26 protein-coding genes are annotated in these 25015 nt (G+C 67.9%); 17 read left to right on the top strand and 9 right to left on the bottom strand.

Annotation, left to right across the window (positions count from 1 at the left end; translation table 11 throughout):
- Positions 1-263: 263 nt before the first annotated feature.
- From bioB to PSEK12I1_RS0103070, 7 genes are all read left to right on the top strand, one after another.
- Positions 264-1313 carry a biotin synthase BioB gene (gene bioB / locus PSEK12I1_RS0103100; RefSeq protein ID WP_027600655.1) on the top strand — a complete coding sequence of 350 codons (1050 nt, stop codon included), beginning with the start codon at positions 264-266 and terminating at the stop codon, positions 1311-1313.
- Positions 1314-1450: 137 nt separating this feature from the next.
- Entirely contained in the window at positions 1451-2626 is a 1176-nt protein-coding gene (gene bioF / locus PSEK12I1_RS0103095) for an 8-amino-7-oxononanoate synthase (RefSeq protein ID WP_027597422.1), read from the top strand.
- Positions 2627-2633: 7 nt separating this feature from the next.
- Complete coding sequence (locus tag PSEK12I1_RS0103090; protein ID WP_007159870.1) at positions 2634-3359, top strand: alpha/beta fold hydrolase; 726 nt, start codon at positions 2634-2636, stop codon at positions 3357-3359.
- Entirely contained in the window at positions 3340-4137 is a 798-nt protein-coding gene (bioC, locus tag PSEK12I1_RS0103085) for a malonyl-ACP O-methyltransferase BioC (RefSeq protein WP_027600654.1), read from the top strand. The genes PSEK12I1_RS0103090 and bioC overlap by 20 nt, the downstream gene beginning before the upstream one ends.
- Before the next feature lie 5 nt (positions 4138-4142).
- Positions 4143-4814: a dethiobiotin synthase gene (gene bioD, locus PSEK12I1_RS0103080; protein WP_027600653.1), complete on the top strand. Its 672-nt coding sequence runs from the start codon at positions 4143-4145 to the stop codon at positions 4812-4814.
- A gap of 76 nt (positions 4815-4890) precedes the next feature.
- Positions 4891-5997, top strand: a complete 1107-nt coding sequence (locus tag PSEK12I1_RS0103075) for a curlin (RefSeq protein ID WP_027600652.1) — start codon at positions 4891-4893, stop codon at positions 5995-5997.
- A gap of 89 nt (positions 5998-6086) precedes the next feature.
- A complete protein-coding gene (locus PSEK12I1_RS0103070; RefSeq protein WP_027597417.1) occupies positions 6087-6353 on the top strand; it encodes a hypothetical protein in 267 nt (88 codons plus the stop codon).
- A gap of 51 nt (positions 6354-6404) precedes the next feature.
- On the opposite strand, the gene PSEK12I1_RS0103065 is transcribed toward PSEK12I1_RS0103070, so the two are convergent.
- On the bottom strand, positions 6405-8462 hold the full coding sequence (locus tag PSEK12I1_RS0103065) for a methyl-accepting chemotaxis protein (protein WP_027600651.1): 2058 nt from the start codon (positions 8460-8462) through the stop codon (positions 6405-6407).
- Between the two features lie 180 nt (positions 8463-8642).
- Here PSEK12I1_RS0103065 and PSEK12I1_RS0103060 point away from each other — a divergent pair, with 180 nt between their 5' ends.
- Positions 8643-9215, top strand: a complete 573-nt coding sequence (locus PSEK12I1_RS0103060) for a xanthine phosphoribosyltransferase (protein ID WP_027597415.1) — start codon at positions 8643-8645, stop codon at positions 9213-9215.
- A 3-nt stretch (positions 9216-9218) separates the two neighbouring features.
- Entirely contained in the window at positions 9219-9623 is a 405-nt protein-coding gene (locus PSEK12I1_RS0103055; protein WP_027600650.1) for a YkgJ family cysteine cluster protein, read from the top strand.
- Between the two features lie 153 nt (positions 9624-9776).
- Here PSEK12I1_RS0103055 and PSEK12I1_RS0103050 read toward each other — a convergent pair whose 3' ends face one another.
- Positions 9777-10091 (bottom strand): YkgJ family cysteine cluster protein, encoded by a 315-nt coding sequence (locus PSEK12I1_RS0103050; RefSeq protein WP_027600649.1) that lies wholly within the window; start codon positions 10089-10091, stop codon positions 9777-9779.
- 129 nt (positions 10092-10220) lie between these two features.
- On the opposite strand from PSEK12I1_RS0103050, the gene PSEK12I1_RS0103045 reads away from it, so the two are divergent.
- Positions 10221-11924: a penicillin-binding protein 2 gene (locus tag PSEK12I1_RS0103045; RefSeq protein WP_027597412.1), complete on the top strand. Its 1704-nt coding sequence runs from the start codon at positions 10221-10223 to the stop codon at positions 11922-11924.
- Between the two features lie 62 nt (positions 11925-11986).
- On the opposite strand, the gene PSEK12I1_RS0103040 is transcribed toward PSEK12I1_RS0103045, so the two are convergent.
- The 4 genes from PSEK12I1_RS0103040 to znuA form a co-directional block, all read right to left on the bottom strand.
- Positions 11987-12439: a thioesterase domain-containing protein gene (locus PSEK12I1_RS0103040; protein ID WP_007159880.1), complete on the bottom strand. Its 453-nt coding sequence runs from the start codon at positions 12437-12439 to the stop codon at positions 11987-11989.
- A gap of 61 nt (positions 12440-12500) precedes the next feature.
- Positions 12501-13895, bottom strand: a complete 1395-nt coding sequence (locus PSEK12I1_RS23515) for an ATP-binding protein (protein WP_028700289.1) — start codon at positions 13893-13895, stop codon at positions 12501-12503.
- Positions 13892-14569: a response regulator transcription factor gene (locus PSEK12I1_RS0103030; protein ID WP_007159882.1), complete on the bottom strand. Its 678-nt coding sequence runs from the start codon at positions 14567-14569 to the stop codon at positions 13892-13894. The genes PSEK12I1_RS23515 and PSEK12I1_RS0103030 overlap by 4 nt, the downstream gene beginning before the upstream one ends.
- Positions 14570-15087: 518 nt before the next feature.
- Positions 15088-16068: a zinc ABC transporter substrate-binding protein ZnuA gene (gene znuA, locus PSEK12I1_RS0103025; RefSeq protein ID WP_027600648.1), complete on the bottom strand. Its 981-nt coding sequence runs from the start codon at positions 16066-16068 to the stop codon at positions 15088-15090.
- Between the two features lie 65 nt (positions 16069-16133).
- Here znuA and PSEK12I1_RS0103020 point away from each other — a divergent pair, with 65 nt between their 5' ends.
- Genes PSEK12I1_RS0103020 through znuB form a run of 3 tightly spaced genes read left to right on the top strand, consistent with a single transcriptional unit; the run spans position 16134 to position 18164 of the window.
- Positions 16134-16619 carry a Fur family transcriptional regulator gene (locus PSEK12I1_RS0103020; RefSeq protein WP_027597410.1) on the top strand — a complete coding sequence of 162 codons (486 nt, stop codon included), beginning with the start codon at positions 16134-16136 and terminating at the stop codon, positions 16617-16619.
- Positions 16616-17386, top strand: a complete 771-nt coding sequence (znuC, locus tag PSEK12I1_RS0103015) for a zinc ABC transporter ATP-binding protein ZnuC (RefSeq protein ID WP_027597409.1) — start codon at positions 16616-16618, stop codon at positions 17384-17386. Before PSEK12I1_RS0103020 ends, znuC begins: the two co-directional genes overlap by 4 nt.
- Positions 17379-18164 carry a zinc ABC transporter permease subunit ZnuB gene (gene znuB, locus PSEK12I1_RS0103010; RefSeq protein ID WP_017642327.1) on the top strand — a complete coding sequence of 262 codons (786 nt, stop codon included), beginning with the start codon at positions 17379-17381 and terminating at the stop codon, positions 18162-18164. The genes znuC and znuB overlap by 8 nt, the downstream gene beginning before the upstream one ends.
- A gap of 5 nt (positions 18165-18169) precedes the next feature.
- Here the strand turns inward: znuB and PSEK12I1_RS0103005 are convergent, their stop codons facing one another.
- Entirely contained in the window at positions 18170-19126 is a 957-nt protein-coding gene (locus PSEK12I1_RS0103005) for a sulfonate ABC transporter substrate-binding protein (protein WP_027600647.1), read from the bottom strand.
- A 196-nt stretch (positions 19127-19322) separates the two neighbouring features.
- Between PSEK12I1_RS0103005 and PSEK12I1_RS0103000 the strand changes: the two genes are divergently transcribed.
- The gene (locus PSEK12I1_RS0103000) at positions 19323-19619 is read left to right on the top strand and encodes a YciI family protein (protein WP_027600646.1); all 297 of its coding nucleotides are present in this window, start codon (positions 19323-19325) and stop codon (positions 19617-19619) included.
- Between the two features lie 303 nt (positions 19620-19922).
- On the top strand, positions 19923-20984 hold the full coding sequence (locus tag PSEK12I1_RS0102995; RefSeq protein WP_027600645.1) for an acyltransferase family protein: 1062 nt from the start codon (positions 19923-19925) through the stop codon (positions 20982-20984).
- A gap of 69 nt (positions 20985-21053) precedes the next feature.
- Here PSEK12I1_RS0102995 and PSEK12I1_RS0102990 read toward each other — a convergent pair whose 3' ends face one another.
- Complete coding sequence (locus PSEK12I1_RS0102990; protein ID WP_027600644.1) at positions 21054-22070, bottom strand: zinc-dependent alcohol dehydrogenase family protein; 1017 nt, start codon at positions 22068-22070, stop codon at positions 21054-21056.
- 149 nt (positions 22071-22219) lie between these two features.
- On the opposite strand from PSEK12I1_RS0102990, the gene PSEK12I1_RS0102985 reads away from it, so the two are divergent.
- A complete protein-coding gene (locus tag PSEK12I1_RS0102985; RefSeq protein ID WP_027597405.1) occupies positions 22220-23140 on the top strand; it encodes a LysR family transcriptional regulator in 921 nt (306 codons plus the stop codon).
- On the opposite strand, the gene PSEK12I1_RS24715 is transcribed toward PSEK12I1_RS0102985, so the two are convergent.
- Entirely contained in the window at positions 23137-23457 is a 321-nt protein-coding gene (locus PSEK12I1_RS24715) for a hypothetical protein (RefSeq protein WP_037006619.1), read from the bottom strand. The two genes, PSEK12I1_RS0102985 and PSEK12I1_RS24715, sit on opposite strands and share 4 nt — an antisense overlap.
- Positions 23458-23739: 282 nt before the next feature.
- On the opposite strand from PSEK12I1_RS24715, the gene PSEK12I1_RS0102975 reads away from it, so the two are divergent.
- Positions 23740-24957, top strand: coding sequence for an efflux RND transporter periplasmic adaptor subunit (locus PSEK12I1_RS0102975; RefSeq protein WP_027600643.1), 1218 nt, complete (start codon positions 23740-23742; stop codon positions 24955-24957).
- The last annotated feature ends 58 nt before the right edge of the window (positions 24958-25015 follow it).

Below are 25015 nucleotides of genomic sequence, written 5' to 3'. Positions count from 1 at the left end.
ACAGGGAGTGATGCCTTTGTAGGAGCGGCCCATAGCCGCGATTGGCATTAGTCCTACGACTTACCCCGTACCGAACCCGGTGAAGCTCAACGGACCCGATCCACGCGCCACCGTGTCCCAAACCACACCCCATCAATCTCCCTGCGAAAAATCCGGCAATTGCTCATTTTATGAGCAGTAGTCGACCAGGACTTCGGCTAAGGTCGACCGCATTAATCGGCCCCGCTCCGGCACCCGGCCGTCCTATGCATCGAGGATCTCCCATGAGCGCTACCGCCCTGCGTCACGACTGGACTCTCGCCGAAGTCCGCGCCCTGTTCCAGCAGCCCTTCAACGACCTGCTGTTCCAGGCCCAGGGCGTGCATCGCCAGCACTTCGATCCCAATCGCGTGCAGGTCTCCACCCTGCTGTCGATCAAGACCGGCGCCTGCCCGGAAGACTGCAAGTACTGCCCCCAGTCCGGCCACTACAACACCGGTCTGGAAAAGGAAAAGCTGATGGAGGTGCAGAAGGTGCTGGAGGCGGCCGCCGAGGCCAAGGCCATCGGCTCCACCCGTTTCTGCATGGGCGCCGCCTGGAAGCATCCCTCCGCCAAGGACATGCCCTACGTGCTGCAGATGGTGCAGGGCGTCAAGGCCCTGGGCCTGGAGACCTGCATGACCCTCGGCCGCCTGGACCAGGAGCAGACCCGCGCCCTGGCCGACGCCGGCCTGGACTACTACAACCACAACCTGGACACCTCGCCGGAGTTCTACGGCAACATCATTACCACCCGCACCTACGGCGAGCGCCTGCAGACCCTGGCCTACGTTCGTGAAGCCGGGATGAAGATCTGCTCCGGCGGCATCCTCGGCATGGGCGAGTCGGTGGACGACCGTGCCGGCCTGCTGATCCAGCTGGCCAACCTGCCCGAGCACCCCGAGTCGGTGCCGATCAACATGCTGGTCAAGGTCCAGGGCACCCCGCTGGCCGAAGAGAAGGACGTCGATCCCTTCGACTTCATCCGCACCCTGGCGGTGGCGCGCATCCTCATGCCCAAGTCCCATGTGCGCCTGTCCGCCGGTCGCGAGCAGATGAACGAGCAGATGCAGTCCCTGGCCTTCCTGGCCGGCGCCAACTCCATCTTCTACGGCGAGAAGCTGCTGACCACCGGCAATCCCCAGGCCGACAAGGACATGCAGCTGTTCGCCCGCCTCGGCATCCAGCCCGAAGCCCGCGAAGAGCACGCCGACGAGGTGCACCAGGCCGCCATCGAGCAGGCCCTGGTGGAGCAGCGCAACGGCGAACTCTTCTACGACGCCGCCACCGCCTGACCCCTGCCGTTCCCCTCTCCCCCTGGGAGAGGGCCGGGGTGAGGGTAAACCACCGCCCAACCCGCGCTCCAGACCACCCCCTCTCCCCTCGCGAGAGGGCTGGGGTGAGGGGCCTTCCAACGCTACCGAGACTCCCCATGGCCTTCGACCTCGCCGCCCGCCTGGCCCAGCGTCACGCCGAGCACCTCTATCGGCGCCGCCCTTTGCTGGAAGCGCCCCAGGGCCCCGAGGTGGTGGTGGATGGCGAGTCCCTGCTGGCCTTCTGCAGCAACGACTACCTGGGCCTGGCCAATCATCCCCAGGTGATCGCCGCCCTGCGCGCGGGCGCCGAGCGCTGGGGCGTGGGCGGCGGCGCCTCGCACCTGGTGATCGGCCACAGCGGTCCGCACCACCAGGTCGAAGAAGCCCTGGCCGACCTCACCGGGCGGCCACGCGCCCTGCTGTTCTCCACCGGCTACATGGCCAACCTGGCAGCCGTCACCGCCCTGGTCGGGCGTGGCGACACCGTGCTGGAAGACCGCCTCAACCATGCCTCCCTGCTCGACGCCGGTCTGCTCAGCGGCGCGCGCTTCGGCCGCTATCTGCACAACGATCCGGCCAGCCTGGCCACGCGCCTGGCCAAGGCCGAGGGCGACACCCTGGTGGTCACCGACGGCGTCTTCAGCATGGACGGCGATCTGGCCGCCCTGCCTGAGCTCTGCGAGGTCGCCCAGCGCCACGGCGCCTGGACCCTGGTGGACGATGCCCACGGCATCGGCACCCTGGGCGCCAGCGGCGGCGGCATCGTCGAGCACTTCGGCCTGGATCAGGGCCAGGTCCCGGTGCTGGTCGGCACCCTGGGCAAGGCCTGCGGCACCGCCGGGGCCTTTGTCGCCGGCAGCGAGGAACTGATCGAGACGCTGATCCAGTTCGCCCGCCCCTATATCTACACCACCAGCCAGCCGCCGGCGGTGGCCTGCGCCACCCTCGCCGCCCTGCAGCTCGTCCGTGAGGAGGGCTGGCGCCGTGAGCTTCTGCACACTTTGATCCAGAGATTCCGCAGGGGCGCGACGGCCCTCGGCCTGGACCTTATGCTCAGCGCCACGCCGATACAGCCGATCCTGGTCGGCGACAGCGCGCGCGCCCTCGCACTCTCCGCCGCCCTGCGCCGACGCGGGATCCTGGTCACCGCCATCCGACCGCCCACCGTACCGGCCGGCAGTGCCCGTCTGCGGGTGACCCTGACGGCGGCCCATCGCGAAGCGCACGTGGACCTCTTGCTCGACGCTCTGGCCCAGGCCATGGCCGAATTACCGCCTGACGCGGATAAGTGACCGACCAATGCGCGATACCCTGATCTTGCTGCCCGGCTGGGGCCTGGGCAGTGCTCCGCTGGAGCCCCTGCGTGACGAACTCGTCGAGCAGGCCCCCTTTCTCGACGTGCTGATCGAGCCGCTGCCGGCCCTGGCCGACACCCAGGACTGGTTCACCGACCTGGAAGCCCGCATCGCCGAAGGCGGCTGGCTGGCCGGCTGGTCGCTGGGCGGCATGCTCGCCAGCGAATTCACCCTGCGCCGCCCCCAGGGCGTGCACGGTCTCATCACCCTGGCCAGCAATCCCTGCTTCGTCGCCCGCGCCGGCTGGCAGACCGCCATGGCGCGCAGCGTCTTCACCGACTTCTTCGAGGCCTGCTCGCTGGATGCCGACCAGACCCTCAGGCGCTTCACCCTGCTGGTGGCCCAGGGCGCCCGCGACAGCCGCACCCTCGCCCGCCAGTTGCAGGTGACCCTGCCGGAGATCGAGCCCGAGGTGGTCATCGCCGGCCTGGAGTTGCTGGCACGCCTGGACACCCGCGCCGCCCTGCAGGCCTTCAGCGGTCCCCAGCTGCACCTGTTCGGCGCCCACGACGCCCTGGTGCCGGCCGCGGCGGCCCAGGCACTGCGCGACGAGCTGCCCAATGCTCAGGTCGAGGTCCTGGAGCACGCCAGCCATGGCCTGCCCCTGGAACGCCCGGACGAGGTGGCCACCCGTATCCGTGAATTCATCTATGCAGGACGCGATGGCTGACGTATTGCCCGACAAGCGCCAGGTGGCGCTGTCCTTTTCCCGCGCCGCCGCGCAGTACGACGGCGCCGCCCTGCTGCAACGCCGGGTCGCCGACGGCCTCTTCGCCCGGCTACCGGTTCTTGACCCGCAACGCTGGCTGGACCTGGGCAGTGGCACCGGCTATTGCAGTCGCGCCCTGGCCCGCCGTCATCCGCAGGCCGAAGGCCTGGCCCTGGACCTGGCGCCCGGCATGCTCCGCCACGCCCGCGCCCAGGGCGCCGGTGCCGGCCACTACCTGACCGCCGACGCCGAACGCCTGCCGCTGCGGGCGGAGAGCTGCGATCTGATCGTCTCCAGCCTGGCCCTGCAGTGGTGTCCGGACCTGCCCAGGGTGCTCGCCGAGGCGCGGCGCATCCTGCGCCCGGGTGGCGTGCTGGCCTTCAGCAGCCTGGTCGCCGGCACCCTCGACGAACTGCGCCAGAGCTGGGCCCGGGTGGACGACCAGGTGCACGTCAATCGCTTCCGCCCCCAGACGGCCTATGTCGCCGCCGCCCAGGCCAGCGGCCTGCAGGGGCTGACGCTGGAGGTCGCGCCCGAGCGGCTGCACTTCCCCGATCTGCGCGCCCTGACCCAGCACCTCAAGGCCATCGGCGCCCACAACCTCAACCAGGGACGTCCCCAGGGCCTCACCGGTCGCCAGCGCCTGGCCGCCTTCACCCAGGCCTACGAGAGCCTGCGCGAGCCCGCCGGCCTGCCCGCCACCTACCAGGTGATCCACGTCCTGCTGCGCAAGGAATGACCCCCATGTCCGCCTACTTCGTCACCGGCACCGACACCGAGATCGGCAAGACCACCATCGCCGCCGGCCTGCTGCACCGGGCCCGGCTGCAGGGTCTCGCCACCGCCGGGGTCAAGCCGGTGGCCTCCGGCTGCGAACGGACCGCCGCGGGCCTGCGCAACGGCGACGCCCTGGCCCTGCTCGGCGAGACCTCGCTGCCGCTCGACTACGCCGACATCAATCCCATCGCCCTGGAACCCGCCATCGCCCCGCATCTGGCAGCCCGCGAAGCCGGCATCGACCTCAGCGTCGCCGCCCTGGCCGCCCCGGTGCGGCGGATCCTGGCGCTGCAGGCCGACTTCACCCTGGTGGAAGGCGCCGGCGGCTGGCGCGTGCCCCTGGCCGGCCGGGAGTCCCTGTCCGATCTGGCCCGCGAGCTGGGTCTGCCGGTCGTCCTGGTGGTGGGCGTGCGCCTGGGTTGCATCAACCACGCCCTGCTCAGCGCCGAGGCCATCCTCGCCGACGGCCTGACCCTGGCCGGCTGGGTGGCCAACCTGGTGGCACCGGCCACCCTGCGCCTGGACAACAACCTGGCCACCCTGCACGAACGCCTGCCGGCGCCCTGCCTGGGCACGGTGCCGTACCTGGCCGCGGCCACGCCGGCGGCGGTCGCCGCGCACCTGCGCCTGCCCGGCTGATATCAGTCTTTCGGGCGATGGCCGGTGGGCCGGGCCGGCGGCAGACTGCCCTGTCTGCCGCTGCCGGATCGCCCGAGTGCCTACCTTCAAGTTCCTGACCTGCCTGGGCCTGCTCGGCCTGACCAGCACCACCTGGGCGCTGGACAACCAGACCCGCGTGGAGCAGCGCGGCGAGCGCCTCGGCGCCTTCCTGAGCCAGGCGCCGGATACCCGCCAGGGCACCCTGGAGGTCAGCCAGAGCGGTCGTGCCAGCCAGGCCTATCTCACCCAGAGCGCCTCCCGGGGCGACCGTACCCGCGTCGAGCAGGGCGGCGTGGGCAACTTCACCAATGTCACCCAGGCGGCCGGTGGCGCGCGCGAGGTCAGCATCGACCAGGGCGAAGCCAGCCAGAGCCACGCCTATGTCTACCAGGGCCATGGCCAGCGCAATACGGTGGAGATCGTCCAGCGCGGCCTGCTCGACGAAGCCCTGGTGCGCCAGGGCGGTGACGACCAGCGGCTGCGCATCGAGCAGGAGGGCGCGCGCAACGGGCTGAATCTGTTCCAGGACGGTCGCGACAGCGCGGCGCGACTCAGGCAGGTGGGCGAGGATCACCTCCAAGAGGTGCTGAGCCTGGGCGCGCGCAACGAGGTCGAGCTGCTGCAGGGCGGCACCGCCAACCGGGCGGTGGTCGAGCAGCGCGGCGACGACAACCGCGCTGGCGCTCGCCAGGGCGCGCGGCAGCAGGACGTCCAGCTGATCCAGATCGGCAACCGCAACCAGGCGGCGGTGCAGCAGAACGGCCTCGACGCCAGCCCCCAGCGCGTCAGCGCGCGGCAACTCGGCGACGACAATGCCGTCCAGGTGAATCTGACCGGCAATGGCAACCGCCTCGAACTGCAGCAGCAGGGTAATCGCAACAGCGCCGGCGTCCTGATCGGCGGTGAGGATTCGCGCCTGACCCTGACTACCCAGGGCAACGACAACGAGATCAGTGCGGTCGGGGTGGGCGACAACCTCGAGCTGAGTGTCGAGCAACTGGGCGACGGCCATCTGCTGCAGGCGGGACTGGCCAGCGACGCCCAGGTCAGCGTCAGCCAGCAGGGCGCCAGCCAGTACGCCTCCATCAGTCAGGCCGGTGCGGGCAACAGCCTCGACCTGCGCCAGAGCGGCCAGGGCAATCGGGCGACGATCCAGCAATAGCCGGACACAGGCGGTGACAGGGACTGCTGGTTCTTTGGCGTCAAAGCTGCTTCAATAGCCCTTTGACATCACCGTCGAGGACCCTGTCCATGAACGTGACTTCAAGCAATTCGCTCTATGCCGGGGTGCAGGCCTACCAGAACGGTAGCCGCACGGTCGAAAAGGCCGGTGCCGCCCTCGCCTCCCAGACGGCGCGCAACGAACAGGAAGCCCTGGGCGCGACCACCAACAGCCAGGCCGATCTGGCCAGCGAGCTGGTCAATCTGGATGTCGGCAAGTACCAGGCGCTGGCCGGTACCAAGGTCATGCAGGCCTCGCAGGAAACCCTGGGCCGGCTGCTCGATACCCGGGCCTGATCAGAAAGCTTTGAGTAGAAGGGGCGCCCTGAAAGGCGCCCCTTTTGCGTGCTAGCCCAGGCGGAAGCGGGTGGTGTTGGCCGTCAGGGTGCGGCTGCCCGCCTCCAGACCCACCGCCGTGCTCTGCACCGTGCGCGCATTGCCGAGCAGATCGGCCGCGGCCCCATCGATCTGTTGGATATTGCCACTGACCTGGTCGGCGGTGACCGCCTGCTGTTCGGCGGCGGTGGCGATCTGCACCAGGGTGTCGGAGACGCCCTGCACCGACTCGGCGATCTCTTCCAGCCGCCGCCCCAGCCCGGTGATCGACTGGGCATCGCTGGCGGCCTGGCCGCAGGCCTCCTGCATCAGAGACACGGCCTGGGCCACGGTGCCGCTCAGGCTGCCAACGGTCCCGGCGATCTGCGCCGTGGAAGCCTGGGTGCGCTGCGACAGCGAACGCACCTCGTCGGCGACCACCGCGAAGCCCCTTCCCTGGTCACCGGCCCGGGCCGCCTCGATGGCGGCGTTGAGCGCCAGCAGGTTGGTCTGTTCGGCGATGCCGCGGATGACGTCCACCACCTGCTGGATCTGCCCGGCCTGGGCATTGACCTGGGCCATGGCCGCAGCTGTCTCGTCCAGGCGCTGGTTGAGGCGCTGGATGCTGGCGGTGGTCTGGCGACTGTCGCTCTGGCTGGCCTCGGCGATGCCGCGCATCTGCTCGGCGCGCCCGGCGGCCTCTTCGCAACTCTGGGCCACGCCCTGGGCGGTGGCGGCCAGTTCGGTGGCGGCGGTGGCGATCTGGGTGATCTGCTGGCGCTGGGCTTCGACGGCGCCCAGCGCCGCCTCGGCCTGCTGACCCAGCTCCCCGGACGCCGTGCCCACCTGGCGACTCTCCTGCTCGACCGCCTGCAGACTGCCGCGCAGCTGCACCACGGCCAGGTCCAGCGCGCGGCCGATCTCGGCCAGTTCGTCCTGGCCAGTCACCTGGGCCGAACGGGTCAGGTCGCCGTCACGCAGGCCTTCGGCCAAGTTGGTGATGCGCCGGGCGCTGCCGCGAATGGCGGCCTGCATGCACAGCAGCAGGTAGCAGGTCACCACCAGCAGCAGGCCGAAGCCGGCGGCGATGGCGGCAAAGCTGCGCACGGCATCGGCGCCATAGTATTGCAGCCGTTGGTCCAGATTCTTCAGGGTCTGCTGGCGGAAGGTCTGCAGCCCCTGCAGGACCCCGTCCAGGGTGGCTTCGAACTGCTCCGGCTTGAGCGTGATCTCGCCGCCGAACACTCCCTGATCGAGGGTCTTGAGACTGGCGTCCAGCTGGCTGCTGAGCTTCTGGTAATCATCCTTCCAGCCGGCCATGTCGGCGGGCAGCTTGTTGCCGAGCAGCACGGCGACCTTGGCCAGGCTCTCGCTGGAATCGCCGACGCGGGCGCGCAGATCGCGCAACTGCAGGCGGCTCTGCAGGCTGAACTGGCCGGAGACCACACTGGCCTGACCAACGCTGGCCAGGCGGCCAAGGCGCTCGTACAACTCGACCGACTGGGTGGTGCCGATCTGCATCAGCAGGTAGGTTTCCATCCAAGGATCGAGGATGAGGCCGCTGTCCAGGGCGATCTCCTCGCGCAGCGCCTGCACGGCGCCCAGGGCGGCGGTGAATCTGTCGTAGCCGTCCGGCCACCAGCCCAGGCTGCGCAGATCGCTGACCTCCAGCCCGGCGAGCGCCTGCTGCAGGGTCTTGAAGCGCGCCTGCACATCGGCGCTGGCCCCTTCGCTCTCCAGTTGCTGTCCGAGCTGGGCGAGCCGCTCGCGCCGACTGTCGTTGCGACTTTCCAGAGCGGCTATGGCGGCCTGCACGGCCGGCGTCTCCTGGCGACTGGTGTCGATCGCCTTCCAGCGCGCGGTCAGGTTGCGCCGGAGGGTGAGTTCTTCTTCCACGGCATCCAGCCGTTGCAGCAGTCGCACGCCACTGCGCTCGCCACTGACAGTGGCCAGCTTGGCCTGGAAATCGGCGCCCAGCAGCCAGAGACTGACCGCCAGCGGCAGGATGAACAGCACCAGCAGCAGGGCGAACTTGCGGGCGAAGCCGAACTGGCTCAGCACGCGCATACCCGGTGACAACAAAACACCCATGTTCGACCACTCCTGTGCCAGCCACCGGCAAGCGTCGGCTATCCGTTGCGGATAGCTATAGGACGATTTGTCGGCAAACTAACGACTTTCTTGAAAGATAGGGCACAATCGCCGCCCTCCCGTATTCCCAGACCCGGTCCTGCACTCAGGCCCGGGCGTTGCCGTTAAAGGACCGTCCGCGTGGAACGCCTCAAAGCCAAGATTCGCAGCGAAGGCCAAGTACTCTCCGAGCAGGTGCTCAAGGTCGATGCCTTCCTCAACCACCAGATCGATCCGGCGCTGATGCGCGACATCGGTCAGGAGTTCGCCCGCCGCTTCGCCGACGCCGGCATCACCAAGATCGTGACCATCGAAGCCTCGGGGATCGCCCCGGCGGTGCTGACCGGACTGGAGCTGGGCGTGCCGGTGATCTTCGCCCGCAAGCACCAGTCGCTGACCCTGACCGACAACCTGCTGGTGGCCAGCGTCTATTCCTTTACCAAGCAGACGGAGAGCACCATAGCCGTCTCGACCATGCATCTGTCATCCGACGACCGGGTGCTGATCATCGACGACTTCCTCGCCAACGGTAAGGCGGCCAAGGCGCTGATCTCCATCATCGGTCAGGCCGGGGCCCAGGTCGCAGGGCTGGGCATCGTCATCGAGAAGTCCTTCCAGGTCGGTCGCGCCGAACTCGACGCCCAGGGCTATCGCGTCGAATCCCTGGCCCGCGTCGCTTCCCTGGCCGATGGTCAGGTCACCTTCGCCGAGTAAGCCATGGCTCAGATACTGCGCATTCTCGGGGCCGATCTCGATCGCACCGAAACCTGGATCCGTTACGACAAGGCCATGTGCCTGGACTGCGTGTCCAGCTGCTGCACCCTGCCGGTGGAAGCCCGCCTGTCCGATCTGATCCGCATGGGCGTGGTGGACGAATTCGAGAAGGGCGAGCCGCTCAAGGACATCGCCAAGCGACTCAAGAAGGACGGCGTGGTCGAGCGCCTCAACGCCAAGACCGGGCTGTTCACCCTGGTGCGGCTGTCCAACAACGACTGCGTCTACCTGCATCCCAAGACGCGGCTGTGCACCATCTACGACCAGCGTCCGGAAACCTGCCGCAACCACCCAAGGGTCGGTCCGCGCCCGGGGTATTGCGCCTACAAGCCGCAGAAGCTGCGTTGAATCCCTGATCGCGGCCATGCCGGTGCGCCGTAGCGACCGCTCTGACTTGGACTATCGCGGCCGTGGGCCGCTCCTACAAAAGCCTCATCTCCTGTAGGAGCGGCCCATGGCCGCGATAAGACTTCCCGACGGCCTAGCCTTTCAGGCGAGCCGCTAGAAATCGCCACTCTCCATCGCCCTTTTCATATCCGCCCGCTCCTCCAGACACTCCGGGCCGGCCATGTCGAAGATCCGGCAGACCCAGGGCCGCACCTCGTAGATGCTGCAATTCATCTGCTCGCGATCCAGGGCGGCGCACCAGCCGTCGTCGAGGCGCTTCATGCGGGTACCGGTCCAGTCTTCCTCGATGTAGCGGGCGGGCACGCCGGCATCGTCGAACAGCAGGACTTCCTGGCGGCAGCACCAGGCCTGACAGCTCTCGCAGGTCACGGTTGGGGTGGAAAGATCGTGCAGGGGGATGTCGCTCATGTGCGCAGTGTACCGCCCCCGACCGCCCAGCGGTTTCCGGCCGATGGCTGGAGCAGTTACCATGCGCGTCCCTGACGGTTGTAACCAGTTGTGACCATGCCCAAGCCCTCTTCTCGCGCAGGAGCCGCCATGACGGCCGCACCCCGCTATCGCTTCTATGTCGTGGTCGTCGTGCTGGTCCTGCTGACCTGCGTGGTCGCCGGCCGCATCACCTACCTCAAGCTGTTCGATGCCGCCTTTCTGGGCGACCAGGGCGATCGCCGCTCGGTGCGTCACATCGCCATTCCGGTGACCCGCGGCATGATCACCGACCGCAACGGCGCGCCCCTGGCGGTTTCCACCGAGGTGGTGACCATCTGGTGCAATCCGTCCGAGATGCAGGACAGCGCCGACCAGCTGGGGCGCCTGGCCCAGGCCATCCACAAGCCCGAAGCCGAACTGCGCAACCTGATCCTCGGCCATCCGGAAAAGCACTTCCTCTACCTGGCGCGGGCCCTGTCGCCCATCGACGGCGAGAACATCATGGCCCTCGGCGTGCCCGGGGTGCGCCAGATCAAGGAGTACAAGCGCTACTACCCCAGCTCCGACCTGGTGGCCCAGGTGATCGGCATGGTCAACATCGACGGCCATGGCCAGGAGGGCCTGGAACTGGGCTTCGAAGACTGGCTGGCCGGTCGCGGCGGGGTGCGCGAGGTGCTGATCAATCCGCGCGGCTCGGTGGTCAAGAACATCCGCGTGGTGCGCCAGCCGCAACCGAGCAAGGACGTGGCCCTGTCCATCGACCTGCGCCTGCAGTTCATCGCCTATCGCGCCCTGCAGACGGCGGTGGAGAAGTTCGGCGCCCAGTCCGGGTCGGCCGTGCTGGTCAATCCCAAGACCGGCCAGATCCTGGCGATGACCAACTTCCCCTCCTACAACCCCAACAACCGCGCCACCCTGCAGATCCCCAACATGCGCAACCGCACCCTGACCGACGCCTTCGAGCCCGGCTCGGTGATCAAGCCGTTCAGCATGTCGGTGGCCCTGGCCTCGGGCAAGTTCAACGAGAACAGCACCGTGGACGTGGCGCCGGGCTGGATGACCATCGACGGTCACACCATCCACGACGTGGCCAAGCGCGGCGTGCTGACCATGACCGGGGTGCTGCTCAACTCGTCCAACATCGGCATGAGCAAGGTGGCCCTGCAGATCGGCCCGCTGCCCATCTACGAACAGCTCAGCCGGGTCGGTTTCGGCAATCCCATGGCGCTGGGCTTTCCCGGCGAGAACGCCGGCTACCTGCCCGGCCACACCAAGTGGTCGCAGATCGCCACGGCCAGTATGTCCTTTGGCTACAGCCTGGCGGTCAACGTCGCCGAATTGGCCCAGGCCTATTCGGTGATCGCCAACGACGGCCTGCTGACCCCCCTGACCCTGCTCAAGGACCAGAAGCAGCAGAGCGTCCAGGCCATGGACCCGACCATCGCCCGGCGCCTGCGCGCCATGCTCAACCACGTGGTGGAAGACGAAGGCGGCGTGATCCGCGCCCGGGTGCCCGGCTATCACGTGGCCGGCAAGTCGGGTACCGCGCGCAAGGCCGGCTCCGGCAGCTACACCGAGCACGCCTATCGCTCGCTGTTCGTCGGCATGGCGCCGGCGGCCGATCCCAAGCTGGTGCTGGCGGTGATGCTGGATACCCCGACCAAGGAAGGCTACTTCGGTGGCCTGGTCTCGGCGCCGACCTTCAGCGAGATCATGTCCGGCGCCCTGCGCGCCCTGGCCGTGCCGCCGGACAACCTGCCCGACACCAATACCGCCCAGCAGGCCAAGACCGAACCGCATTCCCACGGTTGAGCGGCTGACGGAAACGAAAAAGGGCGACCCCAGGGTCGCCCTTTTGCATGCCGCGTCCGCTCTCAGCGGTGCAGCACGTACTGACCGGTAAAGCGCACCCCGTCCTCGCCGCTCTCGCTGACGATCCGCGACTGCAGGGTGATGCGCGCGCGCCCGCGACGGCGGAAGGTGGTCTCGAAGCGTTCCCAGGCGCGCGCCTCGGGCGGCTCGCCATAGGCCAGGGCATCGGTGGTGATGGGTCGCGGATAGCTGATCTGGCCTTCCTGGATGAGGATATGGCCTTCCTCGATGCCGGCTTCGCGCAGGCGCAGGTACAGCCAGCCCCAGCCGGCCAGCACGGCCACGCAATAGAGGCTGCCGCCGAACATGGTGCTGGCGTGGTTGATGTTGGCGTCCAGCGGGGCATGCAGCTGCAGGCGCTGCTCGCTCCAGTCGCGGACTTCCAGGCCCAGGGCCTTGGTGATGGGAATATCGTGGTGCAACAGGGATTCGAGATGACGGCAGTCGCGGCTCATGCCGGGGTCCTTACAGACAGAATTTCACTATCAGGAGCAGACGCAAGCCATGACCCATGGGTCACGTCCTGGCGCCATTGTGCACCAAGGAAGGCCGCTCCGGGGAAATGGCCGCTGGCAGGCGGAAGCGGAAGCGGGCGCCGCCCAGACTCGATTCGTCGATGGTCAGGCTGCTGCGATAGCCTTCGAGGATGTCCTGCACCACGGCCAGGCCGATGCCCTGCCCGGGGTGCCGGCTGTCCATGCGCATGCCGCGGCGCAGCACGCTCTCGCGGCGCTCGGCGGGAATCCCCGGGCCGTCGTCCTCGATGTCGAGGATCCAGTGCTCGGTGTGCCGACGGGCGCTGACCCGTACCTGGGTCAGGCAGAGCCGATAGGCGTTTTCCAGCAGGTTGCCGAACACCTCCAGCATGGCGGCTTCCTCGGCCTGCACCCGCAGATTCGGCGGCAGGTCCATTTCCGCCTGGACGCGTTTCTCGGCATAGACCTTGTCCAGGGTGCTGAACAGCGACTCCAGCAGCGGCGCCAGCTCCAGCGGCCGGCTGAGCACCGCGCCGCCCTGGCGCGTGGCCCGCTGCAGCTGGTACATCACCTGCTGGTTCATGCGCTCGATCTGGGTCTGCAGGGTGCCGACCTCCTGATCCAGCTGCGGCCGGCGGCGCAATTCCTCGGTCACCCCCTGCAGCACCGCCAGCGGCGTCTTGAGGCTGTGGGCGAGATCGCCGAGGGTGTCGCGATAGCGCTCGCGCTGCAGCCGTTCGTGGTCGAGCAGGCGGTTGAGCGAACGGATCAGCCGGCTGATCTCGCTGGGCACGTTGTTTTCGTCGAGCAGCTCGCGCTGATCGGTCTCCACCGCATCGAGTTGCTGGCTGAGACGGCGCAGCGGGCGCAGGCTCCACTGCATGACCAGTGCCAGCAGCAGCAACAGGGCGCCCAGCACCCCCACCAGCCAGAGAATCACCTGGTGCAGGAAGGTGGCGCGCAGCCGCTCGTATTCCTCGGCCGGCTGCATGGTGACCACGCTGAAGCCCGCCACCGGCGGATTGCCCAGCAGCACCTCGCGATCAAAGACGAAGAAGCCCTGCCCCTGGTCGTCGGTGGCCTTGACCAGCTTGACCCCGCCGCCGTCGAAGGTCGGCTTGTAGTTGGGCCGCTCCTTGATCGCCGAGCGCGAGCGCCACAGCAGGCGGCCGTTCTGGTCGTAGACATAGCCGAGGATCGGCGAGCCGGGCCGGTCGAAGACCTCTTCGGCGATCATCTCCGGCATCGCCAGCCGGCCGTCGATGGCGCGCGCCGCACCGATCAGGGTGTTGGCGTTGGCCTCCAGCCGCGCAGCGACGAAGTTTTCCACCGTGCGGTCGAAGGCGTTGCGGATCGCCGGCACGATCAGCGCCAGGCAGACGCTGACCAGCAGGGCCGCGCTGAGCAGCAGCCGCACGCGAAAGGAACGGATCACTGGCAGCGCTCGGTGAACAGGTAGCCGCGGCCCCGGACCGTTTCGATGGGTTGCATCTGGCAGCTGGCCTCCAGCTTGCGCCGCAGGCGCCCCACCAGCACCTCGATGACGTTGCTGTCGTGCTCGCCGTCATCGTCGTAGAGCTGCTCCATGAGCCTCTCCTTGGTGATCACCTGCTGGTGGTTGCGCATCAGGTACTCCAGCAGGCGGTATTCGTAGGCGGTCAGCTGCAGCGGCTGTTCTTCGTTGAAGGCCTGCTGGCGGCCCAGGTCGAGCTTGAGCGAACCGGCGCGGATGCTCGGCTGGACGAAACCCGCCGAACGGCGCAACAGCACGTTGAGGCGCGCCTCCAGCTCTTCGAACTGGAAGGGCTTGACCACATAGTCGTCCGCCCCGGCGCCGAGCCCCTCGACCTTGTCCTGCCAGCTGCCGCGGGCGGTGAGGATGAGGATCGGCAGGGTGGCGCCCTGGTTGCGCAGCTGGCGGATCAGATCGAGACCGCTCATGCCGGGCAGGCCCAGGTCGATGATGGCGAGATCGTGATGGAATTCGCGGGCGCTGTAGAGCGCTTCTTCCGCATCGGCCACGGCATTGACGACATGACCGGCTTCACCCAGACGCACCTTGAGGTGGTGGCGCAGCAGGTTTTCGTCTTCGACGACGAGGATCTTCATGCAGACTCCTGAACAGCTAACGAGACGTTCTCTGGCCGCGACTGCGCCTGTCGCGTGCTTCGCGCAGCGGCGCCCTGGTGCCGATTATGGCGCCTGGAGCCGGCCGGCGGCGAGAGCGGGAAGGGAATGGCTGGGATCACTGACTTTGTTCCGGGCAAAAAAAACCTCTCCAGTTGGAGAGGTAAGGAGCACTTCATGGGGATCGGAAACTGCCGTTGGGGGACGGCTCCGTCGCGAGACGGCTACAGGGGACCAGAGCTGACTTGGTGACCCTGTAGTGGAGTTACAAGGATGAACATCGCCAGGTCGGGTCGAAGTGTCCGGACGATCTGCCGTAGCGGGAGCTGCGCTAGGGTGAACATATCCGGGCGACCTCGGCGTTGCTGATCTGACAGTTGCAGATTAGGCCAATGGCCCTGAACGCTGCCTGAACTCGTCCTGAACGCTAGCTGAACGGCCGCGAAGTGGCCCGAGAGCGACGGACGGTGGCCTCGGCCGATCCGCCGCCGGACGAGGCCTCAGGGCAGCTTGCCCAGGCAGCCGCCCAGGGTGTCGGCCACGTTCTGCAGCAGCTGGGCATAGCCGCCGGCGTTGGCCGGGATGCGGGCGCCGAGGGGATCGAGTTCCACCAGGGTCACCGGCAGGCCGCTGCTCAGGGTAGTGGCGATCTTTGGCTGCAGCGGCGGCTCGGTGAAGACGCAGGTCGGCCCGGCGGCCTTGAGTTCGTCGCGCATGGCGGCCACGTGGCGGGCGCCGGGCTGGACGTCGGCGCCCAGGGCGAAGACGCCGCGATGGCTCAGGCCATAGGCTTCCTCGAAGTAGTCGAAGGCTTCGTGGAAGACGAAATAGGGCTTGCCGGCCAGCGGCGCCAGCTGGGTGCGCAGGGCCTGGTCCTTGGCGGCCAGTCCGCTTTCGAAGGCCTTGAGGTTGCTCGCATAGCGGCTGGCGTTGGCCGGATCGGCCTGGCTCAGGTCGGCGGCCACGCGGGCGGCGATCACCCGGGCATTGGCCGGGCTCAGCCAGAGGTGGGCATCCAGGCTGCCCGGACGATGATCGTGGTCGTGGGCGTATTCGGGCTCGCCGCCCTGCTCCTCGCCGTGCTCGTGCTCGTGCTCGTGCTCGTCGCCGTGATCGTCGTCATGGGCGTCCGCATGCTCGGCACCGAAGCGGCGCAGGTGCAAGCCGGGCAGCTCCTGGACGGCCAGGCTGGGGCCCTGGCGCTCCTTGAGCACCGCCGGCAGGAAGGCCTCCAGATCCGGGCCGATCCAGTAGACCAGCCGGGCCTCGCGCACCTGGCGCAGGTCCGAGGGCCGCAGGGCGTAGTGGTGCGGCGAGGCACCCGGCGGCAGCAGCACGGCGGGCTGGCCGGCGCCGTCCTGGATGGCGGCGGCGATCAGTTGCAGGGGTTTGATGCTGGTGAGCACCTTCACCTCGGCCTGGGCGGGCAGCAGGGTGCAGGCGAGCAGCAGGGAGGCGACGAGGGGTAGGAGGCGCGGCACGTGAAAATCCCGATTCTTAAGAGAGGTGCAATATAATAACGTCCTGGCTCCCAAGGTACTGTTTCATGACCGACGCCCCCCTGGCCTTTCGGCCCCACGATCATTCGCGCTGCGTCGCCCACGCGCTGGCCGAGGCCGACGCCCTCTGCAGCCGCGCCGGCGTGCGCCTCACCGAGCTGCGCAAGCGGGTGCTGGAGCTGGTCTGGCAAAGCCACAAGCCGCTCGGCGCCTACGACATCCTGGCCGTGCTCAGCGAGCAGGACGGCCGCCGCGCTGCCCCGCCCACCGTCTACCGGGCGCTGGATTTCCTGGTCGAGAACGGCCTGGTGCACCGCATCGCCTCCCTCAACGCCTTCGTCGGTTGCAACCATCCCGGCGAGGCCCACCAGGGCCAGTTCCTGATCTGCCGCAGCTGCCAGGTGAGCATCGAGCTGGAACAGCCGGCCGTGCACCAGGCGATCCTCGACGGCGCCAGCGCCGTGGGCTTCCAGGTCGAAGGCCAGACCGTGGAAGTGGTCGGTCAGTGCGCCGCCTGCCGGAAGCAGGCATGAGCGAGGCGCTGATCCGGCTGCAGGAGGTCGGCGTGACCTTTGCCGGCCAGCCGGTGCTCGAGCAGGTCAGCCTGACCCTGGATCCCGGCCGCATCGTCACCCTCATCGGCCCCAATGGCGCCGGCAAGACCACCCTGGTGCGCAGCGTGCTCGGGCTGCTGACGCCCGATCGCGGCAGCGTCTGGCGTCGCCCGCGGCTGCGCATCGGCTACATGCCGCAGAAGCTGCAGGTGGATGCCACCCTGCCGCTGTCGGTGCTGCGCTTCCTGCGCCTGGTGCCGGGCGTGAATCGCGCCAGTGCCCTGGCCGCCCTCGGCGAAGTGGGCGCCGAAGGCGTCATCGACAGCCCTCTGCAGAGCATTTCCGGCGGCGAGTTGCAGCGGGTGCTGCTGGCCCGCGCCCTGCTCCGTCAGCCCGAGCTGCTGGTGCTCGACGAACCCGTGCAAGGCGTCGACATCAATGGCCAGAGCGAGCTGTACCGGCTGATCGGCCAGTTGCGCGAGCGCCATGGCTGCGGCGTGCTGATGGTGTCCCACGACCTGCACCTGGTGATGGGCGCCACCGACCAGGTGATTTGCCTGAATCGGCACATCTGCTGCTCGGGCCATCCCGAGCAGGTCAGTGGCGATCCGGCCTATCAGGCGCTGTTCGGCCAGAGCGCGCGCAACCTGGCGGTCTATCACCACCACCACGATCACGCCCACGACCTGCATGGCGGCGTGGTCAAGACCCCGCATGTCCATGGAGCCCACTGCAAGCATGGCTGATTTTCTGCTGTATGCCCTGCTCGCCGGTCTCGCCCTCGCCCTCGTCGCCGGTCCCCTCGGCTCCTTCGTGGTCTGGCGGCGCATGGCCTATTTCGGCGATACACTGTCCCATGCCGCCCTGCTCGGAGTCGCCGTGGGCTTCTTGCTGGATGTCAGCCCGACCCTGACCGTCACCGTCGGCTGCCTGGCCCTCGCCGTGGTGCTGGTGGTGCTGCAGCGTCGTCGGGGGCTGGCCGCCGACACCCTGCTCGGCATCCTCGCCCACAGCACCCTGTCACTGGGGCTGGTGGCGCTGTCGTTCATGCACGAGGTGCGCATCGACCTGATGAGCTACCTGTTCGGCGATCTGCTGGCGGTGGGTCCCGGCGATCTGCGCTGGATCCTTGGCGGCAGCGCCCTGGTGCTGGTAGCCCTGGCCTGCCTGTGGCGGCCGCTGCTGGCCATCACCGTGCACGAGGAACTGGCCCAGGTCGAAGGCCTGCCGGTGACCTGGATCCGCCTGGCGCTGATGCTGCTGGTCGCCATCGTCATCGCCGTGGCCATGAAGATCGTCGGGGTGCTGCTGATCACCTCGCTGCTGATCATTCCCGCCGCCACCGCCCAGCGCCACGCCCGCAGCCCGGAGCAGATGGCCTGTGGCGCCAGCCTGCTGGGCATGGCCGCGGTGTGCCTGGGGCTGACGCTGTCCTGGTACCAGGACACCCCGGCCGGCCCCTCGGTGGTGGTGGCCGCCGCCGGGATGTTCCTGCTGGGCTACCTGTTGCCCCGCCGCGCCTAGGCCCTCTAGCGCGGCGCCTGCCAGACCGCCTGGCTGACGTCCACCGCCCGGGGGATCAGCCCCTGGGCCTTGAAGATGTCGGCGGTCTGCTGCTGGGTGGCGATGATCGCCGGCGTCAGCGCCGTCGCACCATAACCGGTACGCGCCTGCCAGGTGGCGATCACCGCTTCCGGCAGTCCGATCTGCTCGGCCAGGATGCGTGTCACCTCCGGCTTGTGGGTATTGGCCCAGGCACCAGCCTTGGCCAGTTCCGCCAGCAGCAGGCGGATCGCCTCGGGATGGGCGTCGGCGAAGCGGCGGGAGCCCTCATAGAAGCTGTTGGCGTGCAGCAGCCCTTTGTAGTCGGCGAGCACGCGCACCGGCTGGCTCTGCTGGATGGCCGCAAGATAGGGGTCCCAGACCACCCAGGCGTCCACCGACCCATTGACGAAGGCGGCGCGGGCATCCGCAGGCGGCAGATACACCGGCTGGATGTCCTTGAAGCTCAGCCCGGCTTTTTCCAGGGCGGCGACCAGCAGGAAGTTGGCGCTCGATCCCTTCTGCACCGCCACCTTCCTGCCTTTGAGGCCGGCGACGTCGCGGATCGGCGAGGCGGTTGGCACCAGGATGGCCTCCACCGCCTCGCTGGCCGGTTCGGCGCCCAGGTAGACCAGGTCGATCCCGGCCGCCTGGGCGAAGATCGGCGGTGGCGAGCCGGTATAGCCGACGTCGATGCTGCCGGCATTGAGCGCCTCCAGCAGTTGCGGCCCGGCCTGGAATTCGCGCCAGCTCACCTGGTAGCCCTGGGCGCCCAGGGCCTGCTCCAGGGTACCCTGGGCCTTGAGCACGGCCAGCAGACCTCCGCCTTTCTGATAGCCGATGCGCAGCGCCTGGTCGGCGGCCTGGACCGGGGCGAGCATCCCGAGCGCCAGCAACAGAACGGCGCCCCGCGCCAGCCAGCGTCGAAGAGAGGAGCGAAACATGGCGACCTTCCTTATATTCCATTTGGAAAGGTCAGCCTGGCCTATCTAGACCCGAATGTTTAATACGTTTCTCTGCTAAGGCTATGCCCAGCCAGGCAGCGAGGGTCGGCCAAGGTCCGATTGACGCTGGCCCCAGGATCGCGCCACCCTGCGCCAGCGGCGACCACCGGGGTCGCCGATCCTATCGGAGCCTGCCATGCCTTTTCTGATCGAGACCTTCGACAAGCCGGACAGCCTGGCCCTGCGCCAGCAGCATCGCCCGGCCCACCTGGACTTCCTGCGCGAGAACGCCGCCGCGCTGCTGGCCTGCGGCGCCAAGCTCAGCGACGACGGCGAGACCGCCACCGGCAGCGTCTACATCGTCGATGTGGAAACCCGCGCCGAAGCCGAAGCCTTCATCGCCCGGGATCCCTTCACCAGCGCCGGACTGCCCGGCGAGGTGCGCATCACCCGCTGGCGCAAGGCGATTCTGGACGGCAAGGCGTTCGTCTAGGTGCTCTCCAGGGCGGCCTGACCGGCCGCCTCCGCCCTACCGCGAATTGGCTTAAGAAGCCCTTAAGCCTGGCAAAATGCCACCTTAATCAACGCCGTTCGCAGCCGTTGCAAGTTCACACTTCTAGGAATCGCTTCACAGAAAAGTGATGCAGCGCAAGAAAAGCCCGAGTTTTCCCGGCGCTACCGCAAGGAAGCTAACGAACTAGCCTAAGCTCACCGGGCTCAGATGATCTGATGCGCCGACATCCTTTCCCACTCCTGTGGAAACGCTGTCTCGCTTAGCTAGTACAGAGGACTCAGCATGACCAAGACCACGCCTGAAAAGGATCTGCGCATCGAGACGATTCGCGGACTGGCGCTGTTTCTGATGGTAGCGGGCCACGTCATCGGCAGTTCGTCGACCCTGGGCATGAAGGTGCCCGACGACTCCGTGCTGCGCTATCTCTACGATTCGCTCGTCTATGTCCGGATGCCGCTGTTCACCGCCATCTCCGGCTACGTCTATGCGCTGCGCCCGGTAAACACCGGCAGCGACCTGTCGCGCTTCTACCAAGGCAAGTTCAAACGCATCGGGATTCCCCTGCTGGTGGTGTCGACGCTGTTCTTCGCCCTGCAGATGGCCGTGCCCAACACCAACTACAAGCCGCAGCTGACCGACATCTTCAGCATTTACTTCTTCAGCTATGCGCACTTCTGGTTCCTGCAGTCGATCTTCTGCATCTTCGTGGTGATCGCCCTGCTGGAGAAGGCCGGCCTGCTGCTGACCTTGCGCAACTTCGGCCTGGTGTTCGCCGTGGCGCTGGCGGCGTCCTTCGCCTGGGAGAGCTTCCCGGACCTGTTCAGCCTCTACAAGGCGGTGCAGCTGTTCCCCTTCTTCCTCCTGGGCCTGGGTCTCTACCGCTTCGGCGCGCAACTCATCACCCAGCGCAACGTCACCACCATGGCCGTGGCCCTGGCGATCCTGGTGATCATCGACCAGGCCTATCTGTTCGAGCTGGTGGATCTCGACGAGAACGACATGGCCGTGGTCGGCACCGCTCTGGGCCTGGCCGCCATCAGCCTGCTGATCGCCCGCCGCTTCTACTTCAAGCCGCTGGCCTGGCTGGGTTATTTCTCCTTCGAGATCTACCTGTTCCACGTCTTCGGCACCGCCGGTGCCCGCATCGTGCTGAACAAGCTGCAGGTGCATGACGTCTGGGTGGTCTTTACCGTCAGCATGGTCATGGGCCTGTTCCTGCCGGTGGCGCTCAAGCTGGTGCTGGAACGCATCAGTCCGCTGCACTTCCTCAGCGTGGCCTTCTTTGGCGCCAAGACCCGGGTCAATCGGGCTACGCCGCCGCTGCAGAAGAAAGCCACCGCCTAGGCGCCCGGCTCGGACGACCCGCCATAAAAAACCCACGCCTTGGCGTGGGTTTTTTCATTGTCTGGCGGATCAGTCGACGCTGAGCACGACCCGACCCCGGGTGGGGCACTGCTCCATGCAGCGGTGGGCCTCGACGAATTGCTCGAAGGGAAAGACCTGCTTGATCTGCGCCTTGAGCAGGCGATCGCGGGTCAGCTGGTCGATGTGCTGCAGGGCCTCGCGCACCGCGGCGCAATCCGCCTCCAGACCCATCTCCGGCTGGCCGGTGAAGTCCTGGACGCAGTGGATGTACAGCTTGAATTTCTTCTTGAAGGCCGCGCAGGCCGGCAGCGGGGTCTGGTTGCCCCCATTGAGGCCGTAGAGCAGCAGCCGACCGCGGGGCGCCATGGCCTCGCCGAGCAGGGCCAGTTGCGGACCGCCCAGGGCATCCAGGGCCACGTGCACGCCGACACCGTCGGTGATGCTGGCGATGCGGCTGACCAGATCCTCTTCCTCGGCGGCGATGACCCTTTCCGCGCCCAGTTCGCGCAGGTAGTCACGGTCGCCGGCGTCATGGGTGCTGGCGATGACCCGGGCCCCCAGGGCCTTGGCCAGCTGGATAGAGGCCGGACCGCAGCAGCGACTGGCATCGGTGATCAGCACCCATTCGCCCGGTTGCAGCCGAGCCTGGTGCATCAGCGCGGTATAGACGGTAAGCAGCGGGTTGTAGTGCACCGCGGCTTCCACCGGGGTGAGCACGTCCGGGTAGCGCACCAGGGAGGTGGCCGGATAGACCAGGTCATCGCCATAGGCCGGATAGCGATTGATGTCGTGACCCAGGAAGCTGGCTACGCGATCGCCCACCGCCAGGTCGGCCACGCCTTCGCCCAGGGCGGTGACCACCCCGGCCAGCTCGCAGCCGAGACCGGCCGGCGGCACGGCCTGCTCGGGGGCCAGATTCTGCCGCCAGAGCACGTCGTACCAGCTCACGCCAATGGCCTGGACCCGCACCAGCACCTCGCCTGGCCCCGCCATGGGCGTGGGCCGGTCGATGCAGGCGAGCACCTCCGGCGGGCCGAATTCGGTGAACTGGATCAGGCGGGACATGGCATTACCTCGCGTTGATGCCAACCCCGGGACGTGTGCCGAGGCGGACTGCTATGACTAGGACTCTAACCAGCCTTCCCTTAGGATTCTATGCATCCCCATCGATAATGGACATCGGGGGTATCGATCCACTCCCTGCCGGGGCCCGAATGAACCGTACCGATCTGCGTCGCGTCGACCTCAACCTGCTCATCGTGTTCGAGACCCTGATGCTCGAGCGCAGCGTCACCCGTGCCGCGGAAAAGCTGTTTCTCGGCCAGCCGGCGATCAGCGCGGCCCTGGCACGGCTGCGCACCCTGTTCGACGATCCGCTGTTCGTCCGCACCGGGCGCAGCATGGAACCCACGCCGCGGGCCCAGGAGATCGCCGCCCTGCTGTCGCCGGCACTGGACCAGATCTCCAGCGCGGTGAGCCGCACCCAGAGTTTCGAGCCGGCCAGCGCCGACCGGGTCTTTCGCGTCGGCCTCTCCGACGACGTCGAATTCGCCCTCCTGCCGCCGCTGCTCAGGCGCATCCGCATCGAGGCGCCGGGCACCACCCTGGTGGTGCGCCGGATGAACTACCTGACCGCCGCCGGCATGCTGGCCTCCGGCGAGATCACCGTGGCGGTGGGCTATACCGAGGAATTGCCGGCCAATGCCAAGCGGCGGCCGGTGCGGCGTTTCGGCTTCAAGGTGCTGCGCGCCGACAGCAAACCCGGGCGCTTGACCCTGGACGAATATTGCGCGCGGCCCCATGCCCTGGTGTCCTATGCCGGTGACCTCACCGGCTATATCGACGAATTGCTCGACAAGCTCGGCCGCCAGCGCCGGGTGGTGCTGGCGGTGCCCCAGTTCAACGGCCTGGGTTCGCTGTTGGCGGAAACCGATCTGCTGGTGATGGTGCCGGACTACACCGCGCGCCTGCTGGCCAGCACCGGTGGCCTGAGGTACGAAGACCCGCCAGAAGAACTGCGCGACGGCAGCCATGAATTGCCCATGGCCTGGAGCGGCGCCCAGGATCACGACCCCGGCGAGCGCTGGCTGAGGTCGCGCATCCAGATGTTCATTGGCGATCCGGACAGTCTTTAGCGCTTGTCGGCGTCGGGCTCCTGATCGCCGCGAGGCGTCCGACGCTCAGGGATGACGGCGCCCTCGGCACCGTCCGCACCCTTGGCGCCGGGAACGCCGCCAGGTCCGGCGGCACCACCCTGGCCTCCGCTACCGCCCTTGCCCGGTAGCGCGCCGCTACCGCCTGCGCCACCCGCACCGCCGGCTCCTCCGTTGCCGGCCAGGAGCAGGTAGTCGGAATGGGAGGGCACAGGCGTCGGCAAGACCGGCTGGGCGGCCGTTGCCGCGCTGGCCAGCAGCGCGGTGACCAGTACCGGGGTGTAGCGGGATAGCGACATCGTCATCCTCCTGCGGCGGGGGTCTCGACCGGGGCCTGGCGACCACCGCGGCGCGCTTGGGCAAGGACAGGGTCTGCAGCCAGCCACTCTAGCCCAGGGCGGACGCCGAGCTGAAGGGCTCTAGGTCGCCGCTCTACGCTCAGCGCCATCACCGCCAACGATACCTACAGCAAAACCATCATCGTCATCGATAAATGAGTTCGAGCCCTTCGATTCGTCGGCGCCCTTCCCCGGCGGCAGACTCGCCTCCCTGACTTCTTTCCACCTCGGGCGGACTCGAACATGGATCTCTTCGCGAAAACCCTCGGCCCCCTGGCCCTGACCTCCACGCTGTTCCTTGCCGCCTGCGGCGATTCCCATCCCCAGGCCAGCGCCGCGCCGCCCGCGCCCAAGGTGAGCGCCGCCGAGGTGCTGCGCCAACCGGTGGTGGAATGGGACGAGGTGACCGGCCGCCTGGAAGCGCCCGAGTCCGTGGTGGTGCGTCCCCGCGTCTCCGGCTATGTCGACCGCGTGCTCTTCCACGAGGGTGCCCGGGTCAAGCGCGGCGACCTGCTGCTGCAGATCGATCCGCGCCCCTTCCAGGCCGAGGTCAAGCGCCTCGAAGCCGAGCTGCAACAGGCCCGCGCCAACGCCAGTCGCACCGCCGACGAAGCCGCCCGTGGCGAACGCCTGCGCAGCAGCAACGCCATCTCTGCGGAAATCGTCGAGGCCCGCCGCAGCGCCGCCCAGGAAGCCAAGGCCAGCGTCGCCGCCGCCCAGGCGCAACTGGACGCCGCGCGCCTGAATCTGGGCTTCACCGAGGTCCGCGCCGCCATCGACGGGCGCGTCGGCCGTGCGGAGGTCACTGCCGGCAACCTGGTCAACGCCGGAGACACCCGCCTCACCACCCTGGTCTCCACCGACAAGGTCTATGCCTATTTCGACGCCGACGAGCGCGTCTTCCTCAAGCAGCAGGCCCTCGCCCGCCAGGGCCAGCGCGGCGCGGCCAGCCCGGTCTACCTGGCGCTGTCCAACGAAGACGACTTCTCCCACGAAGGCCACATGGACTTCATGGACAACCAGCTCGATCCGCGCACCGGCACCATCCACGGTCGCGCCGTGTTCGACAATGCCGACGGCCGCTTCACCCCGGGACTCTATGCCCGGCTACGGCTGGTGGGCAGCGGCACCTACGAAGGCACCCTGATCCAGGACGCCGCCGTAGGCACCGACCTGGGCAAGAAATTCGTGCTGGTGGTGGACGGCCAGAACAAGGCCGCCTATCGCAACGTCGATCTGGGCCCACGCCTGGAAGGTCTGCGCATCGTGCGCAAGGGGTTGGAAGCCGGCGATCGCATCGTGGTCAACGGCCTGCAGCGAGTGCGTCCGGGCATGACCGTCGACGCCCAGTCGGTGCCCATGGCCGATGCCACCACCCTGGCCGCCCTCAAGCGCCAGCGCGACGCGGTCCTCGCCAGCCTGCCGGCGCCCACCCAGCCGCTCAAGGTGGGTAGTCGCTAGACCCCAGGCTCAACCTTCTTCCCATTTCAGACTTTCACCGTCCAGGCATCGCGTCTAT

The sequence above is a fragment of the Pseudomonas sp. MOIL14HWK12:I1 genome, assembly GCF_000510705.1.
GTDB classification, from domain to species: Bacteria; Pseudomonadota; Gammaproteobacteria; order Pseudomonadales; family Pseudomonadaceae; genus Chryseomonas; species Chryseomonas oryzihabitans.
This window is presented reverse-complemented; position numbering and strand designations above follow the sequence as displayed.

Coding starts and splice junctions, on each gene's coding strand:
- PSEK12I1_RS0103050 (WP_027600649.1), bottom strand. CDS start 10,091: ATGAGCGACATCCCCCTGCACGATCTTTCCACCCCAACCGTGACCTGC.
- PSEK12I1_RS24715 (WP_037006619.1), bottom strand. CDS start 23,457: ATGTCGCTATCCCGCTACACCCCGGTACTGGTCACCGCGCTGCTGGCC.
- znuC (WP_027597409.1), top strand. CDS start 16,616: ATGAGCGAGGCGCTGATCCGGCTGCAGGAGGTCGGCGTGACCTTTGCC.
- bioF (WP_027597422.1), top strand. CDS start 1,451: ATGGCCTTCGACCTCGCCGCCCGCCTGGCCCAGCGTCACGCCGAGCAC.
- bioC (WP_027600654.1), top strand. CDS start 3,340: ATGCAGGACGCGATGGCTGACGTATTGCCCGACAAGCGCCAGGTGGCG.
- PSEK12I1_RS0102990 (WP_027600644.1), bottom strand. CDS start 22,070: ATGTCCCGCCTGATCCAGTTCACCGAATTCGGCCCGCCGGAGGTGCTC.
- znuB (WP_017642327.1), top strand. CDS start 17,379: ATGGCTGATTTTCTGCTGTATGCCCTGCTCGCCGGTCTCGCCCTCGCC.
- PSEK12I1_RS0103005 (WP_027600647.1), bottom strand. CDS start 19,126: ATGTTTCGCTCCTCTCTTCGACGCTGGCTGGCGCGGGGCGCCGTTCTG.
- PSEK12I1_RS0103040 (WP_007159880.1), bottom strand. CDS start 12,439: ATGAGCCGCGACTGCCGTCATCTCGAATCCCTGTTGCACCACGATATT.
- PSEK12I1_RS0102995 (WP_027600645.1), top strand. CDS start 19,923: ATGACCAAGACCACGCCTGAAAAGGATCTGCGCATCGAGACGATTCGC.
- PSEK12I1_RS0103030 (WP_007159882.1), bottom strand. CDS start 14,569: ATGAAGATCCTCGTCGTCGAAGACGAAAACCTGCTGCGCCACCACCTC.
- PSEK12I1_RS0103045 (WP_027597412.1), top strand. CDS start 10,221: ATGACGGCCGCACCCCGCTATCGCTTCTATGTCGTGGTCGTCGTGCTG.
- PSEK12I1_RS0103065 (WP_027600651.1), bottom strand. CDS start 8,462: ATGGGTGTTTTGTTGTCACCGGGTATGCGCGTGCTGAGCCAGTTCGGC.
- PSEK12I1_RS0103070 (WP_027597417.1), top strand. CDS start 6,087: ATGAACGTGACTTCAAGCAATTCGCTCTATGCCGGGGTGCAGGCCTAC.
- bioB (WP_027600655.1), top strand. CDS start 264: ATGAGCGCTACCGCCCTGCGTCACGACTGGACTCTCGCCGAAGTCCGC.
- bioD (WP_027600653.1), top strand. CDS start 4,143: ATGTCCGCCTACTTCGTCACCGGCACCGACACCGAGATCGGCAAGACC.
- PSEK12I1_RS0103000 (WP_027600646.1), top strand. CDS start 19,323: ATGCCTTTTCTGATCGAGACCTTCGACAAGCCGGACAGCCTGGCCCTG.
- PSEK12I1_RS0103090 (WP_007159870.1), top strand. CDS start 2,634: ATGCGCGATACCCTGATCTTGCTGCCCGGCTGGGGCCTGGGCAGTGCT.
- PSEK12I1_RS0102985 (WP_027597405.1), top strand. CDS start 22,220: ATGAACCGTACCGATCTGCGTCGCGTCGACCTCAACCTGCTCATCGTG.
- PSEK12I1_RS0103020 (WP_027597410.1), top strand. CDS start 16,134: ATGACCGACGCCCCCCTGGCCTTTCGGCCCCACGATCATTCGCGCTGC.
- PSEK12I1_RS0103055 (WP_027600650.1), top strand. CDS start 9,219: ATGGCTCAGATACTGCGCATTCTCGGGGCCGATCTCGATCGCACCGAA.
- PSEK12I1_RS0102975 (WP_027600643.1), top strand. CDS start 23,740: ATGGATCTCTTCGCGAAAACCCTCGGCCCCCTGGCCCTGACCTCCACG.